Annotated in this window: 15 protein-coding genes; 5 read left to right on the forward strand and 10 right to left on the reverse strand. The window is 62.0% G+C overall.

Annotated features, from left to right (window positions below; genetic code table 11):
- Window positions 1-22: 22 nt before the first annotated feature.
- From HX815_RS26580 to HX815_RS26590, 3 genes are all read left to right on the forward strand, one after another.
- Window positions 23-1,432: an amino acid permease gene (locus HX815_RS26580; RefSeq protein ID WP_102369195.1), complete on the forward strand. Its 1,410-nt coding sequence runs from the start codon at window positions 23-25 to the stop codon at window positions 1,430-1,432.
- A 204-nt stretch (window positions 1,433-1,636) separates the two neighbouring features.
- Entirely contained in the window at window positions 1,637-3,046 is a 1,410-nt protein-coding gene (locus HX815_RS26585; protein WP_023658889.1) for an OprD family outer membrane porin, read from the forward strand.
- Between the two features lie 164 nt (window positions 3,047-3,210).
- Complete coding sequence (locus HX815_RS26590; protein ID WP_008436351.1) at window positions 3,211-3,444, forward strand: molybdopterin-binding protein; 234 nt, start codon at window positions 3,211-3,213, stop codon at window positions 3,442-3,444.
- Here the strand turns inward: HX815_RS26590 and HX815_RS26595 are convergent.
- The 3 genes from HX815_RS26595 to HX815_RS26605 all read right to left on the reverse strand — a co-directional run bounded on the left by HX815_RS26595 (window position 3,425) and on the right by HX815_RS26605 (window position 5,635).
- Window positions 3,425-3,934, reverse strand: a complete 510-nt coding sequence (locus tag HX815_RS26595; protein WP_003215197.1) for a cytochrome P460 family protein — start codon at window positions 3,932-3,934, stop codon at window positions 3,425-3,427. The two genes, HX815_RS26590 and HX815_RS26595, sit on opposite strands and share 20 nt — an antisense overlap.
- Window positions 3,934-4,974 carry an alpha/beta fold hydrolase gene (locus HX815_RS26600; RefSeq protein WP_003215199.1) on the reverse strand — a complete coding sequence of 347 codons (1,041 nt, stop codon included), beginning with the start codon at window positions 4,972-4,974 and terminating at the stop codon, window positions 3,934-3,936. The genes HX815_RS26595 and HX815_RS26600 overlap by 1 nt, the downstream gene beginning before the upstream one ends.
- 133 nt (window positions 4,975-5,107) lie before the next feature.
- Complete coding sequence (locus HX815_RS26605; RefSeq protein ID WP_177029152.1) at window positions 5,108-5,635, reverse strand: GNAT family N-acetyltransferase; 528 nt, start codon at window positions 5,633-5,635, stop codon at window positions 5,108-5,110.
- Window positions 5,636-5,785: 150 nt separating this feature from the next.
- Here HX815_RS26605 and HX815_RS26610 point away from each other — a divergent pair, with 150 nt between their 5' ends.
- Complete coding sequence (locus HX815_RS26610) at window positions 5,786-6,913, forward strand: diguanylate cyclase (RefSeq protein ID WP_177029153.1); 1,128 nt, start codon at window positions 5,786-5,788, stop codon at window positions 6,911-6,913.
- A 3-nt stretch (window positions 6,914-6,916) separates the two neighbouring features.
- On the opposite strand, the gene HX815_RS26615 is transcribed toward HX815_RS26610, so the two are convergent.
- The 7 genes from HX815_RS26615 to HX815_RS26645 form a co-directional block, all read right to left on the reverse strand.
- Window positions 6,917-8,593 (reverse strand): ATP-binding protein, encoded by a 1,677-nt coding sequence (locus HX815_RS26615; RefSeq protein ID WP_177029154.1) that lies wholly within the window; start codon window positions 8,591-8,593, stop codon window positions 6,917-6,919.
- A 140-nt stretch (window positions 8,594-8,733) separates the two neighbouring features.
- Window positions 8,734-9,153, reverse strand: coding sequence for an organic hydroperoxide resistance protein (locus tag HX815_RS26620; RefSeq protein WP_177029155.1), 420 nt, complete (start codon window positions 9,151-9,153; stop codon window positions 8,734-8,736).
- Between the two features lie 139 nt (window positions 9,154-9,292).
- Window positions 9,293-10,150, reverse strand: a complete 858-nt coding sequence (locus HX815_RS26625) for a CAP domain-containing protein (protein WP_003215212.1) — start codon at window positions 10,148-10,150, stop codon at window positions 9,293-9,295.
- Window positions 10,151-10,231: 81 nt separating this feature from the next.
- Window positions 10,232-11,557 (reverse strand): MFS transporter, encoded by a 1,326-nt coding sequence (locus tag HX815_RS26630; protein WP_008436370.1) that lies wholly within the window; start codon window positions 11,555-11,557, stop codon window positions 10,232-10,234.
- A gap of 58 nt (window positions 11,558-11,615) precedes the next feature.
- Window positions 11,616-12,809: an L-2-hydroxyglutarate oxidase gene (lhgO, locus tag HX815_RS26635; RefSeq protein WP_177029156.1), complete on the reverse strand. Its 1,194-nt coding sequence runs from the start codon at window positions 12,807-12,809 to the stop codon at window positions 11,616-11,618.
- Between the two features lie 106 nt (window positions 12,810-12,915).
- The gene (locus HX815_RS26640; RefSeq protein ID WP_008436372.1) at window positions 12,916-13,626 is read right to left on the reverse strand and encodes a FadR/GntR family transcriptional regulator; all 711 of its coding nucleotides are present in this window, start codon (window positions 13,624-13,626) and stop codon (window positions 12,916-12,918) included.
- A 46-nt stretch (window positions 13,627-13,672) separates the two neighbouring features.
- Window positions 13,673-14,899 (reverse strand): MFS transporter, encoded by a 1,227-nt coding sequence (locus tag HX815_RS26645; RefSeq protein WP_177029157.1) that lies wholly within the window; start codon window positions 14,897-14,899, stop codon window positions 13,673-13,675.
- A 111-nt stretch (window positions 14,900-15,010) separates the two neighbouring features.
- Between HX815_RS26645 and HX815_RS26650 the strand changes: the two genes are divergently transcribed.
- Complete coding sequence (locus HX815_RS26650) at window positions 15,011-15,901, forward strand: LysR family transcriptional regulator (protein ID WP_003215222.1); 891 nt, start codon at window positions 15,011-15,013, stop codon at window positions 15,899-15,901.
- Window positions 15,902-15,944: the final 43 nt, after the last annotated feature.

Below are 15,944 nucleotides of genomic sequence, written 5' to 3' on the forward strand. Positions count from 1 at the left end.
AAACATAACAAGAGGTTTTGTGATGAAAACAACCGTGCCCGGGCTGATTGAAAAGCCCGCTTTGCAACGCACCCTCAACAACCGCCATATCCAACTGATGGCCATGGGCGGTGCGATCGGCACCGGCCTGTTCATGGGCTCGGGCAAGATCATCGCGCTGTCCGGCACCTCGATCATCCTGATCTACATGATCATCGGGCTGTTTGTGTATTTCGTGATGCGCGCCATGGGTGAGCTGCTGCTGTCCAACCTGAACTTCAAGAGCTTCGCCGACTTTGCCGGTGCCTACCTGGGGCCGCGTGCGGCGTTTTTTCTTGGCTGGTCGTACTGGCTGAGCTGGAGCGTGGCGGTGGTGGGGGATGCGGTGGTGGTCGGGGGCTTTTTCCAGTACTGGTTCCCGCACGTGCCGGCCTGGATACCGGCGATTGCAATGCTGCTGACCCTGTTTGCCTTGAATGTGCTGACGGTGCGGCTGTTCGGCGAGGTGGAGTTCTGGTTTGCGATCATCAAGATCATCGCCGTGGTGACCCTGATCAGTGTGAGCGTGGTGTTGATTGCCAGCTCGTTTGTGTCGCCCACCGGCGTCACGGCTTCCCTGAATCATTTGCTGGATAAACAGGCGGCGTTTCCCAATGGCGTGTTCGGCTTCTTTGCCGGGTTCCAGATGGCGATCTTCTCGTTTGCCGGTACCGAGTTGATCGGCACGGCGGCGGCCGAAACCCGTTCGCCGGAGAAGACACTGCCCAAGGCAATCAACTCGATTCCGCTGCGGATCATCCTGTTCTACGTGCTGGCCTTGGCCTGCATCATTGCGGTGACATCCTGGGAGCAGGTGTCGCCCAGCAAGAGCCCCTTTGTCGAGCTGTTCCTGGTGGCCGGCTTTCCCGCCGCCGCCGGGATTGTGAATTTCGTGGTACTGACCTCAGCGGCTTCTTCGGCCAACAGCGGGGTGTTTTCGGCGAGTCGAATGTTGTTCGGCCTGGCGGACCTGGGAGACGCACCCGGGATATTCCGACGACTGTCGAAAAACAGCGTGCCGTTTATCAGCCTGGCGTTTACCACCTTCCTGATGCTGCTGGGCTTGTTGCTGCTGTTTATAGTCCCGGAAGTGATGACGGCCTTTACCATCGTCTCCACTGTTTCGGCGATCCTGGTGATCTTTACCTGGTCGACCATCCTGGCGTCCTACATCGCCTATCGGAAAAAGTGCCCGGAGCTACATGAAAAATCCCTCTACAAAATGCCCGGAGGCGTACCGTTGGCGTGGGTTTCACTTGGCTTCCTGGCGTTCGTACTTTGCCTGCTGGCACTTCGCCCAGATACCCGCCTGGCCCTTTGCGTGATGCCTGCATGGTTTATGTGGCTGGCGGTTGCCTACCATTTCTCGCATTTTCGCCACCGACTCCAGCCTGATCAACGCACGGCGCAGTAGCGGTTGTCGTACAACCGCAGGCCATTCAACCCTCGAAAAAGGCCGGCTTGTACGGCCTTTTCATGACGGTTTTTTCATCGGTACATGACAAAAATTTCACATTCTGCGCCATCGGCCCCATGCCACAATCCGCAGCGTTTGCAGGGCCGCAACGGTATTCGCTCGAAGGACAGTAAAAAAATAATGTTCACAGGGGCGCAGTAAATGAAACTCTCTACATTAGCGTTGGCCATCACGGCGGCTGTCCTTGCACAACACGCCAGCGCAGACGGCTTTGGTCTTGGCTCACTCGGCACGGGTGACGGCCATAGCGGCTTCCTCGAAGACAGTCATTCTTCGATCAGTTCGCGCACCATGTACTACAACGCCGACGTTCACTCCGGCACGGCGAACGACCTGCGGGAAGCGGCTCAAGTACTGCGTTTCGACTATAAATCCGGTTACACCCAGGGCACCGTCGGCGTAGGTTTCGACGTGATGGCTTTCGGCGCGTTGCGTCTGGACGGTGGCGATGGCCACGCAGCGGGCAATGGCCTGTCGGGTAACGGCAACAGCTTCTTCCCGGTGAAGAATAATGGCACCGAGCCTGCTGACAGCTTCGGTCGCGCAGCCGGCAACGTTAAATTCCGTATTTCCCAGACTGAATTGCACGTGGGCGGTGGTTTGGCGCCGATCCTGCCGATCCTGGTGTCCAACGACAGCCGTGCCGCGCCGCAGACCTTTGACGGCGGCATCCTGACTTCCAAGGACATTCCCAACGTCACCTTCACCGGCGGCGAGCTGAACAAGGCTGAAGGTCGTGCATCGAGCAACTCCACGGGCTTGAGCGTGGCCGGTGCCACTCGCGACAGCGACAGCTTCCGTTTCGGTGGTGTCGACTACCAGCCGTTTGGTTCTTCTGACAACGTCATCGCTAAAAACCTGACGTTGCAGTACTACTACGCCAACCTGGAAGACTTCTACAAACAGAACTATTTCGGCCTGGTCCACGTATTGCCGTTGGGCAATGACCAGTCGTTCAAGACCGACCTGCGTTATTTCGACAGCACCAGCGACGGCAAAAACGGTTCGGCCGGCTATGCGTTCAACAACAACGGCGGCTATGCCAAGCACGCCGGTGAAGTCGACAACAAAACCTACAGTGCTGCCTTCACCTATCAGTTGGGCGGCAGCCAGTTGATGCTCGGCCATATCGGCGTGAGTGATGACGGTGGCTTCGTCTGGGTCAACCAGGGCAGCATCGCCGATCCAACCGCCCAAGGCGCGGCCGGTTCCGACTTCTACCTGTTCACCGACGCGGTGGTTGGCCAGTTCTCCCGTGCGGGCGAGCAGGTCAATTTCGGTCAGTACCTGTATGACTTCAGAACCCTGGTGCCGGGCCTGAAAGCCTCGATTGCCTACCTCAACGGCAGCGACATCAAGGCCAAGGTTGCCGGTGGCAGCGATCAGTCGGAACGCGAAACCGATTTCCGTCTTGATTACGTCGTGCAGGAAGGCCCGCTGAAAGGCTTCGGTACTACGTTCCGTACCGGCAGCTACCACGGCCATAACACCGGCACCGCCGACCAGGATCAGACTCGCCTGATCTTCAACTACACCTACGCGCTGTTTTAATCAGTCGTCGGTAACTGCTCCAGATGAAGGCCGCCCATTGGGCGGCCTTCTTTATTGGCGTGGGGTTCCAGGCAGAGCAGGGCGCTATAGTTGTTTTTACACAAGGCAACGTTTAACCATGCGCGGCAATTCCCAACCTACAAGTCAAGACAAGAACCGTTTCCATGAAAGTCAGTGCACGCAACGTATTCAAAGGCCAGGTCAGCCAGGTCCAGCACGGCGCGGTCAATGCCGAAGTGGTGTTGACCCTGCCCGGCGGCGAGCAGTTGGCGGGCGGTTCGAAGGTGTTTTCCATCGTGACCCGCGACGCGGTGGCCGAGTTGGGCCTGAAGCCGGGCGTGAGCGCCACGGCGTTTGTTGTTGAAAAGGGCTATTGCGCTAAGGCGCCAGCCGGGTGAACACATAATCGTGGTTCTTCACCAGCGCCTGATGGCAGGCAAAGCACGTCTCATGCTGCGCCTGGTCTACCGGCTTGCCATTGATGAACCGTCCAAAGCCCCAGCCTCCGGTCGCTGCGTATTTCTTCGAGTCCTTGACCATGAACTGCACGGTGGTCGCCGCGCCGGGAATCGACGCGGTCTTGAACTCGGGCGATTGCACGTGCTTCCAGGCCAGTTTCGCCAGCACGGTGCCGTCGGGGAAGGGCAGCGTGCCGTCGCGGTACGCCTTGAGCGCCACTTTATTGCCCAGCACCACTCGCAGTTCATTCAGCGGGTCGGCTTCCTGGGCCGGCGCGATCAGCTCCCATTGACGGTAGCCGTCGGGAATGGTCACGCCGTAGATCGGCGAAGGCTCGCTGGTGGCCGGGCCGCCAAAGGCGAACCCGGTAGCGGTGGCCACCACGGCAGCTGTTGCAGCGACGAGTGCAGCAAGATGCAGGCGCTTCATCACAGGTGGTCCGCATCGATCACAGCCTTGGCAAAGGCTTGCGGTGCTTCCTGCGGCAGGTTGTGGCCGATGCCGCCGCTGATCAGGCGGTATTCGTACTTGCCGGTAAAGCGTTTGGCATAGTCCTCTGCGGCCGGGTGCGGCGCGCCGTTGGCGTCGCCTTCCATGGTGATGGTGGGCACGTTGATGGACGGGGCGGTGGCGAGTTTCTGCTCCAGCGCAGCGTATTTTTTCTCGCCCTGCACCAGCCCCAGGCGCCAGCGATAGTTGAAGATCGATACGGCGACGTGGTCGGGGTTGTCCAGGCCTTTGGCGCTGCGGTCGAAGGTGGCGTCGTCGAATGCCCATTTTGGCGAGGCGATCTGCCAGATCAACTTGGCGAAGTCGTGGGTGTTTTTCGCATAGCCGGCGGCGCCGCGATCGGTGGCGAAGTAGAACTGGTACCACCATTGCAACTCGGCCTTGGGCGGCAATGGGTTCTTGCCCGCGGCCTGGTTGCCGATCAGGTAGCCGCTGACCGATACCAGCGCCTTGACCCGCTCAGGCCACAACGCCGAGACGATGTCGGCGGTGCGCGCCCCCCAGTCATAGCCGCCGAGCACGGCCTGCTTGATCTTCAGCGCGTCCATGAAGTCGATCAGGTCGACGGCGAGGGCGGCCGGCTGGCCGTTGCGCAGGGTCTTTGCCGACAGGAAATGGGTATCGCCATAGCCGCGGGCGTAAGGCACCAGCACCCGGTAGCCCTGGGCAGCCAGCAGCGGCGCTACCTCGGAGTAGCTGTCAATGTCGTAGGGCCAGCCATGCAGCAGGATCACCACCGGGCCATCGGCCGGGCCGACTTCGGCGTAGGCCACATCCAGCAAGCCGGCTTTCACATGCTTCAACGGGCCGAGCGCGCTGTGGGCAGTTGCGCTGGCAGCCGCCGGTGCTTGCGCGTCCTGTGCACTGGCGACGCCGAGGGCACCGAACTGCAACAGCGCAAAGGCCAGCAGCGACGCGCCCATCAGGCGGCGGGGTGGGGTGTTCAACTGTGTGTGCATGGTGAGTCTCCGGCGGCGGGTGGTGTGCCTGGCTCACAGTTGAACGTAGTTGTGTATCCCGTCTGTTTCGAGAAAACCCGTGGGTTAAAGGTTTTGTATCGCAGCGGTGTTTGGACACACTGCGATACAAAGGTCAGAGGGCCCGCCGGGCCACATACACCAGGCTCGGCGCCTGACCGGGTACATCGTCCAGCTCATCGATGTACTGCATGCCGATTTTCTCCAGCACCTTGATCGATGCTATATGCGCCGGACGCACCACGCCGTACACCTGCGGCTGGTCCAGCTCGACAAACGCAAACTGCAACGCCGCCCTGGCAATCTCGGTTGCAAAGCCCTGGCCCCAGGCGCTGACCGCAAAGCGGTAGCCCAGGTTGATCCGCTCAACGTCGTTGTAGGGGTACAAGGTGATGCCACCAAAGCCGATCACGCAGTCCGGCGCCTCTTGTGTGGCAATCGCCCATTGGCCAAAACCATGTTCTGTCCAGTGCAGCAGCCAGCGAGCCAGGGCGGCCTCGGCTTGGCCCAGATCGGTAAAGGGGCCTGCCGGGTTGTAGCGGTTGGTCTCGGGATCGCCATAAATGGCAAATACACTGGCCACATCGTCGGCCGCTGCGGGCCTGAGAATCAGGCGTTCGGTGGTTATCGGGTGGGTATTCATGGGTGGACTCTGATCCTTGGAGCGAGCGAGAAGGTGTTCACCTATATTTATCCTGCTTTCGGCGCTCTAGCACGCTTGATTCAGTTGTTAGGGCTACTGGCAGGATGCCACAATGGCACTTTGTCGCGGCAGTAAGATCAGGCGGACCAAATGAATGGCCTTGGGCGTGGGCAGGACCAGGATTGCTTCATCGAGGAGCAGGTACGAACAGATCGATTGCACCAGCTGTTTCGCCAGTCATTCTCTGCAGTGTTCGGCAGTTATATGGCGGCCGCCATGCTGTGCTGGCTGTGCTGGGAACGTTTTGATCACCGGGTAATGCTGGTCTGGCTGGTGGTATTGGCGGGGACGTCGTTGCTGCGGGTGTGGATGTTCATGGACTGGTTTCGCTGCCCCAGCAGTGAACGCACCCCCGCGCGCTGGGAGCGGCGCTACTGGGTAACGCTGATGTTGTCGGCCGGGGTCTGGGGCATCGGCGCATTCGCCCTGATGCCCACCGACGACCGCCTGTCCCAGGCCCTGGTGATGTTGTTCACCGTGGGCATGTCGGTCAGCGCAGTCTCGTGTTATTCGGCCTATCGCTACATGACCCTAGTCTCCATGGGCCTGGTACTGCTGCCGTGCACCCTGTGGCTGCTGTTTCAACCGTCGTCGATGCAAGTCGGCATGGCCCTGGCGGTGCTGGTGTTCTCTTCGTTTGTCGGTGGCGCCACGCGCAAGCTGTCGGATGCCCTGGAAAAAGCCTTTCGCCTGACCCGGCAAATGGAACGAGCCCACAACATCTCCGCCCGCGCCGCGCAAACCGACGAACTCACCGGCCTGATGAACCGCCGGGCGTTTTTCGAGCATGCACAGTTGCTCTACGAACAGTGCCGGCATAACCAGCAGCCGTTGTGCGCGCTGATGATGGACATGGACCACTTCAAGGACATCAATGACACCTACGGGCACCAGGCCGGGGACCAGGTGCTGCGCCAGATCGGCGGGGTGATCAGCGCGTCGTTTCGCCAGGCCGATGTGTATGGGCGGCTGGGGGGCGAGGAGTTTGCGGTGCTGCTGCCGGATACGTCGCTGGAGACCGGGCGGGACATCGCCGAGCAGTTGATCAAGGCCATCGCCGGGCTGACCAGCGAGCCGGTCCAGGGGTTGACCGCAAGCCTCGGCATGGCCTGGGCCCGCGCGGTGGACCAGGACCTGCACGGCCTGATGAACACCGCAGACAAGGCGCTGTACCGCGCCAAGGCCCTCGGGCGTAACCAGGTGGCCGTCGCGGAATAGGCCTCAGCCCTTGAGCAGCGCCTTGGCCAGCACCTGTGAGACCTGGTCGGCCGAGTAGGGCTTGGGCAGGAACACCAGGCCTTCATAGCCGCTTTCCGCCAGCTCCTCGCTATAGCCCGAGGTCAGTACCACCGGCAGGCCGGGCCGGCGGCGTCGCAGTTCCCTGGCCAGGACCACCCCGGTGATGCCGGGCATCACCACATCGGAAAACACTGCATCGAACCCCAACGCGTCTGCGCCGACCAGTTCCAGCGCCTGTTCGGCATTGGTTGCCCAGGTGGTCTGGTAGCCGAGGTCCTGGAGGATCTGATTGGCAAAGCGGCCCACTTCCAGGTTGTCTTCCACCACCAGGATATGGCGCTGGGCGCATTCGGTGATCAACCCGCAGGTGTCCGGGGTGTCTCGTTGGAAGCTCTCTTCAGGTACCACTTGCGGCAAGTACAGGGTAAACACCGTGCCCTGGCCGACCTGGCTGGCCACATCGACGTTGCCGCCCGATTGCTTGGCGAAGCCGAACACCTGGGACAGTCCCAGGCCGGTGCCCTTGCCGACTTCCTTGGTGGTGAAGAAGGGTTCGAAGATGCGCTCGAACGTCTCCCCGGGAATCCCGCTGCCGGTGTCGGTGAGTGAAATGGCGATGAACGCCTGGCGTGAACCGGCGTCACCACGGATGCTCGGCAGTGCTTGATCGGCGTCCAGTCGCAGGGTCAGGCTACCCTGGCCGTTCATCGCGTCCCGGGCGTTGAGGGCGATGTTGATCAGGGCGGTTTCAAACTGGCTGGAGTCGGCGCGGATGTAGCATGGCTGCCCGGGCAGTTCGACGTGCACATGAATCCGCGCGCCAGTCACCGTCTCGAGCATCTCGCCGATGTTTTTCACCCGCAGGCCTGCATCGAACACTTCCGGGTTCAGCGGCTGGCGCCGGGCAAATGCGAGCAACTGGCTGGTCAATTTGCCGGCCCGGTCCACGGTGTCGGTGACCGCGCTCATGTAGCGCTGGCGACGCTCTTCGGACAGGCTCGGCATCCGCAGGAAGTCGACGGATGAGCGAATGATGGTCAGCAGGTTGTTGAAGTCGTGGGCCACGCCACCGGTCAACTGGCCGATGGCTTCAAGCTTTTGCGATTGACGCAAGGCGGCTTCGGTCTGGGTCAGCAGGGTGGTCCTTTCGGTGACGCGCTGCTCCAGGCTTGCATTCAGCTCGGCCAGGCGCTGGGACAAAACCACGGTGGCGGTGGTTTCGGTCACGGTGTCGAGCATGCCGACCACCTTGCCCTGTACGTCGCGGATCGGGCTGTAGCAGAAGGTGAAGTACGCCTGCTCCGGCGCGCCGCCGCGCTCGATCGTCAGCGGGAAGTTTTCGATAAAGGTGGCTTCACCTGCGAAGGCGGCATCCGCGATCGGACTGATCTCGGGCCAGGCTTCCTGCCAGATCTCGTTGAATGGCCGCCCGAGGGCATCAGGCTTGTCGCCGAGAATCGGGATAAACCCGTCGTTGTAAAGCGTGATCAGCGCAGGCCCCCAGACGATCGCCTGGGGGAAACTGGAGGCAAGGCACAGGGCGACGGTGGTCTTCAGTACGTCCGGCCAGTGTTCCAAAGGCCCCAATGGCGTATTGGCCCAGTTGTGATGCCGGACCCGTTCGGCCATTTCGCCGCCGCCTTGCAGCCAGTTTGTCATTCGGTGAACGCCTTCTTGCCACGGTTCGCTGAGGTAGGGATGCCAAGCTACAGACATCCCGGGACTCAGCCAGTTCAGCGGGATTATCCACTAGATGGCACTTTAGTGTCTCGGCCGGATAATGCTTCGCTGAGCTCCCTTCAGGCCACCGTAATCGTTACCGCGATATTGCCGCGGGTGGCCTTGGAATACGGGCACGTCTGGTGGGCACGGTCCACCAGAGCCTGCGCCGCCGAGTGTTCGATACCCGGCAGGCTGACCCGCAGGCGCGCTTGCAGGTAATAGCCTTCTTCCGGGCTGTTCACCAGGTCCACTTCGGCACTCACCGCCGTGTCGGCTGGCAGGCGGATGTGAAGGGTTTGTGCGGCTTTGCCCATTGCGCCGATAAAGCAGGCGGACCAGCCGGCACCAAACAGTTGCTCGGGGTTGGTGCCGGGCGCCTTGGAGCCGGGCGGCGACAGCTTGATGTCCAGGTGCAGGTCATCGCTGTGGGACGCGCCTTCACGCCCGCCGGTGGTGTGGGTTCTGCCGGTGTAGAGCACGGTGCTGTTCTGGGACATGACGGTTTCCTCGCAAGTGGCCCGGGGTGGGCCGGTGTGCACAGGAAACCGCGCCGGCGTATCCGCAATGTGTCATCGCCGGGGCCCTGCACCTCGCAGTGTGTCGCCTCGCCGGGAAGATACGTTGGGATACAAACCGTTATTGCTGCTGCACGCCAAACAAACCGGTCCAGTAGATGCCGGCATCACTTTTCGGGTCCATGGCGTAGGCGGCGCCCATTTCGCGGAACTGCGGGTTCATCAGGTTGGCACAGTGCCCGGGGCTGGCCAGCCAGCCGTCGACCACCTTGCGTGGGGTGTCCATGCCGGCGGCGATGTTCTCGCCGATCTGCTGGCCGATGTAGCCTGCCAGTTCAGCCCGGTCACCCGGGGTGCGGCCATCGTGGTCCAGGTGATCGAAGAAGTTGCCGTTGGCCATGTTGCGCGCGTGGCCGGCGGCGGCGTTGGCGAGTGCTTCGTTCCAGCTCAGGGGTGTGGTGGCGGCAAAGGCCTGGGCGCCACATTGGCGTGGTTGCTGGCGGGCGGTGTTGATCAGGTCGAGCACCTTCTTGCCTTCGGTCTGGGTCTCGCCCAGGCCGCTGGTCAGCAGCGGGCGGGCCAGCACGATGCGCCAGTCCTGGCCGCTGTTGCTCACGCCGATATCAATGAACTGCGGGTCGAGCACCACCCGGCAAAAACTTTCGCGCACGGCTTTCATCGCGGCTTCGGCGTTCCTGGGCCCGGACAGGCTGATGGCCTGGACGTTGACCATCGGGTACGCCGCCCTCGCCAGCGCCTGCTGCAAGTCGCCGACACTGTTGACCGGCAACACCAGCCGCGTGTCGCTGGCCAGCGGTGGCAATTCCTGGGAACCCTGGTTGCCGCAGCGCTGGACCTGGCTGCGGTATTGATTGATCGAGTCGACCAACAGGCTTTCTTCACCCGCCTGCGCCTGGGCGGTAAACACCAGACTGGCGGCCAGCGTCGTAAGACCCATCATCAATGACAGAACGCGCATGGACGTTTCCCTTGAGCTTGAAAGTGCCCATGATGCGCGATGAAGGGGCATCCATGCACCCGTTGGTCCGAACTTTTTGCCTCAGTTCTTGAATGCCGAGTGTTTACGGCCCTGATCGCACAAGGCGAACACCACCACCAGCAGGGACGAGATCGCGAGGATTATCACAACGCCATCAGTGGAGTGAGTGGCCGACGCCGCCACCATCGACAACGCCCCTAATGGCGCCAGGCCACCTGCGATCGCGGTGCCGATTTCCCGCCCGGTGCCAAAGCCCGAGGAGCGGGTCTGGGTCGGGAACTGGCGGCTCAGGAACGAACCCTGCGGCGCAAACATCATCGGCGCGAGGATGCCGGTGCCCACGCCAATGGCGACGTAGATCATCAGGCTTTCACCGGTATTGAGCAGCGCAAGGAACGGGTAGGCAAACAGCAGCGACAGCAGGCCGCCGAGCATCAGCACGGTCTTGCTGCTCCACTTGTCGCACAACCAGCCGAAGCATGGCACGGCGACGATGGCGATCAGGCTGGCAATGGTCACCGACAGCGACGTGACGTGCACATCGACACCCTTGAACTGGGTGAGGTAAGCCAGGGAAAAGGTCTTGAAGATGTAGCTCAACGCGTTGTAGCCAATCGCCACGAAGAACACCACGGCCAGGCCCTTGAGGTCGTTCTTGAACAGCGCCTTGAGCGGCGAGGCCTTGGCCTTTGCGGTTTCCTTGCTCAGTTCCTTGAATTCCGGGGTTTCCGGGATGCTGTTGCGCACCCACAGGCCCACACCCACCAGCGCGATGCTGCAAATGAACGGAATCCGCCAGCCGCCGGCCAGCAGGAATTCATTGCCGTTGATGGTCAGCAGGTACACGGTCAGCGAAGACAGCAGCAAGCCCAGGTTCAGCCCGAGCGCCGGCCATGCACCCTGGCTGCCGCGCTTGCCTTCTGAGGCGTGCTCGTAGGAGGTAACCGCCGCGCCGGACAGTTCGGCACCGGCCCCCAGGCCCTGGATGATGCGGATAAACACCAGCACGATCGGCGCCCAGATGCCGATGGAGGCGTAGCTGGGGATCAGCCCGATCAGTGTGGTGCACACGCCCATCATGCAGAAGGTCAGCACCAGCACTTGTTTACGCCCGAACTTGTCGCCCAGGTAGCCAAACAGAATGCCGCCGAACGGGCGCGCGATGAAGCCGATGGCAAAGGTGGAAAACGCCATCAGCGTAGCGGCTTTCGGGTCGCTGTTATCGAAGAAAATCTTCGAGAACACAATCGCCGCCATGGTGGCGTACAGGTAAAAATCATACCACTCCAGCATCGAACCGAAGATCGTCGCGGCCGCGACTTTGCGCAGGCGTTTCCTGGTTTGCTCGGGGGTTTCAACGTCCGGGGTGCGGGCTGTAGCCGTCATTCTGTACTTCCTTATGAGTCATTATATTTATTGTCAAAGTGAGGCGTGGTGCGGTGCATCAGTGGGGCTTGAACATGCGGTCGGCGATCATTGCGCCGATGGGAATCGCGGAGGTGGCAGCGGGTGAGGGCGCATTGCACACGTGGAGCATTCGCGGGGTCTGGGCGAACAGGAAGTCGTGCACCAGGGTGCCGTCGCGCATCACGGCCTGGGCGCGGATGCCGGCTTCATAAGGCAGCAGGTCTTCGATGTTGAGCGATGGGCAGTACTTGCGGCACTGCTCCAGGTAGCCGGACTTGAACAGCGAGTTCTTCATCTCGACGCTGCCCGAACCGAGGTTCTTCCAGATGGTTTTCCAGAAGCCCGGAAAGCTCGCGTACTGCGCCACGTCGCGCCAGTTCACCGAGAATTTGCGGTAGTTCTCGCGACCCAGACCGAGTACGGCATTCGGGCCAACGGTGACGCTGCCGTCGATCATGCGGGTCAGGTGCACGCCGAGGAAGGGCAGCTCCGGGTCGGGAATCGGGTAGATCAGGTGGTTGACGATGGTGTTCTTCGATTCCGGCAAGCGGAAGTATTCGCCACGGAACGGGATGATCTGGTGGTCGATCTTGACGCCGGCCATCACGGCCAGGCGGTCCGATTGCAAACCTGCACACACCACCAGATGCCTGGCCTGCCAGCTTTCGCCCCGGGTGCTGACGGTGACTTTGTCGGTGTCCTCGACGATCGCAGTGACGGTGCGTTCCAGGCAGATTTCCCCGCCGGCGCGACGAATCACCCGGGCCATGGTTTCGCAGACTTCGCGGTAATCGACAATGCCGGTGGCGTCGAGAAATAGCCCGCCCAGCCCGACGATGTTCGGTTCGCGCTGGCGCAACTGGTCGGCGTCCAGGCGTTCGACTTTCATGCCGTTGAGCTGCGAGCGGGCGTACAGCGCTTCCATCCGTTGTACTTCCAGATCAGTCGAAGCCACCAGCAACTTGCCGCACACCTCGAACTTGATCCCGTGCTCGGTGCAGAACTGCTTCGTGGCTTCGGCGCCGCGTTTGCACAAGTCGGCCTTGAGGCTGCCCGGCGCGTAGTAGATGCCGGCATGGATCACGCCGCTGTTATGGCCGGTCTGGTGCTTGGCCAACAGGCTTTCCTTCTCCAGGATCACCAGCGAGGCGTTGGGCTGGCGCTTGAGCAACTCCATCGCGGTGGCCAAACCGACGATGCCGCCGCCGATGATGCAAAAGTCATAAATCATTATTTTGAGTACCTACGCATTTCAGTCTGATTATCAGGTTGTCAGACTAATGGTTTTGTTAAAAAAACAGCGCGCCATCGGCACGCTTTAAACGGGTTCGGATCGGTCAATTGATAGCGGGCAGTTCCAGATGCAGGCGCCTTGCTGCGGCGCGCAAGTGAGCCTCGGCACAGGCGGCAGCACCTTGGGCATCACCGTCGACGATGGCCTGGTAGAGCGCGGTGTGTTCCTGGGTGGCATCGGCCGAGCCGCTGACAAAGCGGGTGGCGGAGTTTTCCCAGGCGGTCTTGCGGGCGCTGGCCAGTTGGCTTCTGAGGAAGTCATGGAAGGCCACGAAATAGTCGTTCTTGCTGGCCTCGGCGATGGCGCGGTGGAATTCCACATCGGCCAGGGCGGCGGCGTCGAAGTCGGCGCGTTTGTCGTGCATTTCCTGCAGGGCGGTCTTCATGCGCTGCAGGTCGGCGGCGTCGCGGCGTTGGGCGGCAATCGAGGCGGCCTGGGTTTCGATCCACAGGCGCACTTCGAACATTTGCGCCAGGTCCGGGCGGCGACCGTTTTTTTCCGGGAAGCGGAACACGGTGCCGGCCGGGGTTTGCGAGATAAATGAGCCGAGGCCACGCCGTGCGGTCAGTACGCCGTCGGCCTTGAGCTGGGCAATCGCTTCGCGCACCACCGAACGGCTGACATTGAGTTGTTCAGCCAGTTGCTGTTCGGTGGGCAGGCGCGCTTCGGGCGCCAGTTGGCCGGAGTCGATTTCTGCACGAATGGCGCTGACAACGCGCATAACGAGCGAATCAGGGCGCTGGAGCTCAAGCATGGGAAAACCTTGGTAATCAGGTTGTCAGACAATAGTCGTTACGATTTTACCTTGTCAAGACAGGTGTTACGCGGAACCGGGTGCGGAGGGCGAAGACAAGACCTACACCAATCAGTGCCAATGCCACGCCGAACGTGGCTTGCATCCCATTTCCCACGTCGGCGGGACTGGCCGTGGAGAGGTCACCTGAAACGTGCGCAAAGACAGCACCCAATGCCGAGGCGCCCGCGATCAGCCCCACATTGCGCGACAGGTTGAGCAAGCCGGCGACTACGCCACGGCGGTCTGGCAGTACGTCGCTCATCACCGCGGTGTTGTTGGCGGCCTGAAACTGGGCGTAGCCGAGGGTGAGGATGATCAGCGGGGTGATATACCCGGCAACCCCAAGGTTCAGCGGCGCCAGCGAGAGCAGCAGGCACCCCGCCAGCATCGCCAGCAGCCCGGCGATGGTCATCGGGCCGCAGCCGAAACGGTCGGTCAAACGTCCCGCAGGGATGCCCGTCAATGCCGAAACGCAGGGCCCGACTGCCATTGTCAGGCCCATCCAGGCAGGGTCGAGGCCTGCACCGTGGGTCAGGTAGAAGGGCCCGACCACCAAGGTCGCCATCATCACCGCCGATACCAGCGCGCTCATGGCCAGGCCAGCGCTTAGCGTTGAATCCCGTAAAGTCGACAAGAAACTGAACCTGGATTGCGCGGGCTGTAGCCCATGGCGGTCGACGCGCAGATAGCGCCGGGCGAGGGCAAATGTCAGCAAACCCAGCGGCACGGTGATGAAAAACAGCGCGCGCCAGCCAAACCCCGCGATCAACACCCCGCCAAGGCTTGGCCCCAGCGCGGTACCCATGGCCGACATCGTGCCCAGCAACCCCATGGCGCGGCCGGTGCGCTCCTTGGCCACGGTCTCGCCCACCAGCGCCATGGTCATCGCCATCATGATCGCCGCGCCCAGGCCTTGCAGGGCGCGGGCCGCAATCAACAGCCCGAGGGACGGAGCCATGCCGCACAGGGCCGAGGCAACGGTGAAAAGCAACAACCCGGCCAAGAGCAGGCGGCTGCGGCCCATCAGGTCGCCCAGTCGCCCGACGCTGACGATCACCGCGGTAATCGCCAGCAAGTAGGCGAGCACCACCCACTGCGCCGCCTGGAACGATGCATCAAACGCCTGCACCAGGCTCGGCAGGCCGACGTTGGCGATGCTGGTGCCCAAGGACGCCAGCAACATGGACAGTGACAGGGCGACGAGAGCGCCACGGGGTGCAGGTGATTTCATCAAGAGGCTCCAGGGTTTGACCGCTGTCAGAAATCTACGCCGTCACCTAACATGGCGGAAGGCGCAGCATTTGCACTTTATACGTGCGCCAAACGCCCTATGAGGTTTGCCGTGTCGACACCTGATTTCAATCTGCTGGTCACCTTGGATGTGTTGCTCGCCGAAGGCAGCGTCGCCCGTGCCGCTCAACGCTTGCGCCTGAGCCCGTCGGCGATGAGCCGGGCGCTGGCGCGACTGCGGGAAACCACCGGCGATCCGTTGTTGGTCCGTGCCGGCCGCGGCCTGGTACCTACGCCGCGCGCTCTGGCGTTGCGCGAACAGGTCAGTCAGTTGGTGCAGGACGCCGAAGCGGTGTTGCGACCCGCTGCGACGCTGGATGTGAGCCAGCTGGTACGTACCTTCACTTTGCGCACCAGCGACGGGTTTGTTGAAAACTTCGGCCCGGCGCTGTTGACGCGGATCGCCCGGGAAGCGCCTGGCGTGCGGTTGCGCTTCGTGCACAAGCCGGACAAAGGCAGCACGCCGCTGCGCGATGGCAGTGTCGACCTGGAAACCGGCGTGGTCGACAGCAGCGCCAGCCCCGAGGTGCTGACCCAGGCGCTGTTCCGCGACCGGTTTATCGGCGTGGTGCGCAAGGGCCATCCGCTCAGCCAGGGCGAAGTCACGCCGCAGCGCTTCGCCGAAGGCCAGCACATCTACGTGTCCCGGCGTGGCCGTGATCAAGGCCAGATCCATCAAGCCCTTGAAGCGCTCGGGCTGACCCGGGACGTGGTGACCATCGTCGCCGGCTTCTCGACCGCCCTGGCCCTGGCCCGCAGCACCGACCTGATCGCCAGCGTGCCGGAGCGCCATACCGCCAACCTGCACAGCGACCTCTACCGCTTTGCGCTGCCGTTCGTGTTCCCGGACTTCACCGTATCGATGCTCTGGCACCCGCGCCTGGACGCCGACCTGGCCCATCGCTGGCTGCGCGGTTGCCTGCGGGAGGTATGTGCGCAATGAGCCGAGCCCGGACATCCAGCTCTCCTGTGGCGAGGGAGCTTGC

Origin of the sequence: Pseudomonas sp. E6002, from assembly GCF_013385565.1 — a bacterium.
Taxonomy (GTDB): domain Bacteria; phylum Pseudomonadota; class Gammaproteobacteria; order Pseudomonadales; family Pseudomonadaceae; genus Aquipseudomonas.

Bases quoted from the DNA above. Each gene is read 5' to 3' on its own strand.
- HX815_RS26645 (WP_177029157.1), bottom strand. From the start codon at position 14,899: ATGAAATCACCTGCACCCCGTGGCGCTCTCGTCGCCCTGTCACTGTCC.
- HX815_RS26620 (WP_177029155.1), bottom strand. From the start codon at position 9,153: ATGTCCCAGAACAGCACCGTGCTCTACACCGGCAGAACCCACACCACC.
- HX815_RS26605 (WP_177029152.1), bottom strand. From the start codon at position 5,635: ATGAATACCCACCCGATAACCACCGAACGCCTGATTCTCAGGCCCGCA.
- lhgO (WP_177029156.1), bottom strand. From the start codon at position 12,809: ATGATTTATGACTTTTGCATCATCGGCGGCGGCATCGTCGGTTTGGCC.
- HX815_RS26625 (WP_003215212.1), bottom strand. From the start codon at position 10,150: ATGCGCGTTCTGTCATTGATGATGGGTCTTACGACGCTGGCCGCCAGT.
- HX815_RS26630 (WP_008436370.1), bottom strand. From the start codon at position 11,557: ATGACGGCTACAGCCCGCACCCCGGACGTTGAAACCCCCGAGCAAACC.
- HX815_RS26615 (WP_177029154.1), bottom strand. From the start codon at position 8,593: ATGACAAACTGGCTGCAAGGCGGCGGCGAAATGGCCGAACGGGTCCGG.
- HX815_RS26590 (WP_008436351.1), top strand. From the start codon at position 3,211: ATGAAAGTCAGTGCACGCAACGTATTCAAAGGCCAGGTCAGCCAGGTC.
- HX815_RS26580 (WP_102369195.1), top strand. From the start codon at position 23: ATGAAAACAACCGTGCCCGGGCTGATTGAAAAGCCCGCTTTGCAACGC.
- HX815_RS26595 (WP_003215197.1), bottom strand. From the start codon at position 3,934: ATGAAGCGCCTGCATCTTGCTGCACTCGTCGCTGCAACAGCTGCCGTG.
- HX815_RS26610 (WP_177029153.1), top strand. From the start codon at position 5,786: ATGAATGGCCTTGGGCGTGGGCAGGACCAGGATTGCTTCATCGAGGAG.
- HX815_RS26600 (WP_003215199.1), bottom strand. From the start codon at position 4,974: ATGCACACACAGTTGAACACCCCACCCCGCCGCCTGATGGGCGCGTCG.
- HX815_RS26585 (WP_023658889.1), top strand. From the start codon at position 1,637: ATGAAACTCTCTACATTAGCGTTGGCCATCACGGCGGCTGTCCTTGCA.
- HX815_RS26640 (WP_008436372.1), bottom strand. From the start codon at position 13,626: ATGCTTGAGCTCCAGCGCCCTGATTCGCTCGTTATGCGCGTTGTCAGC.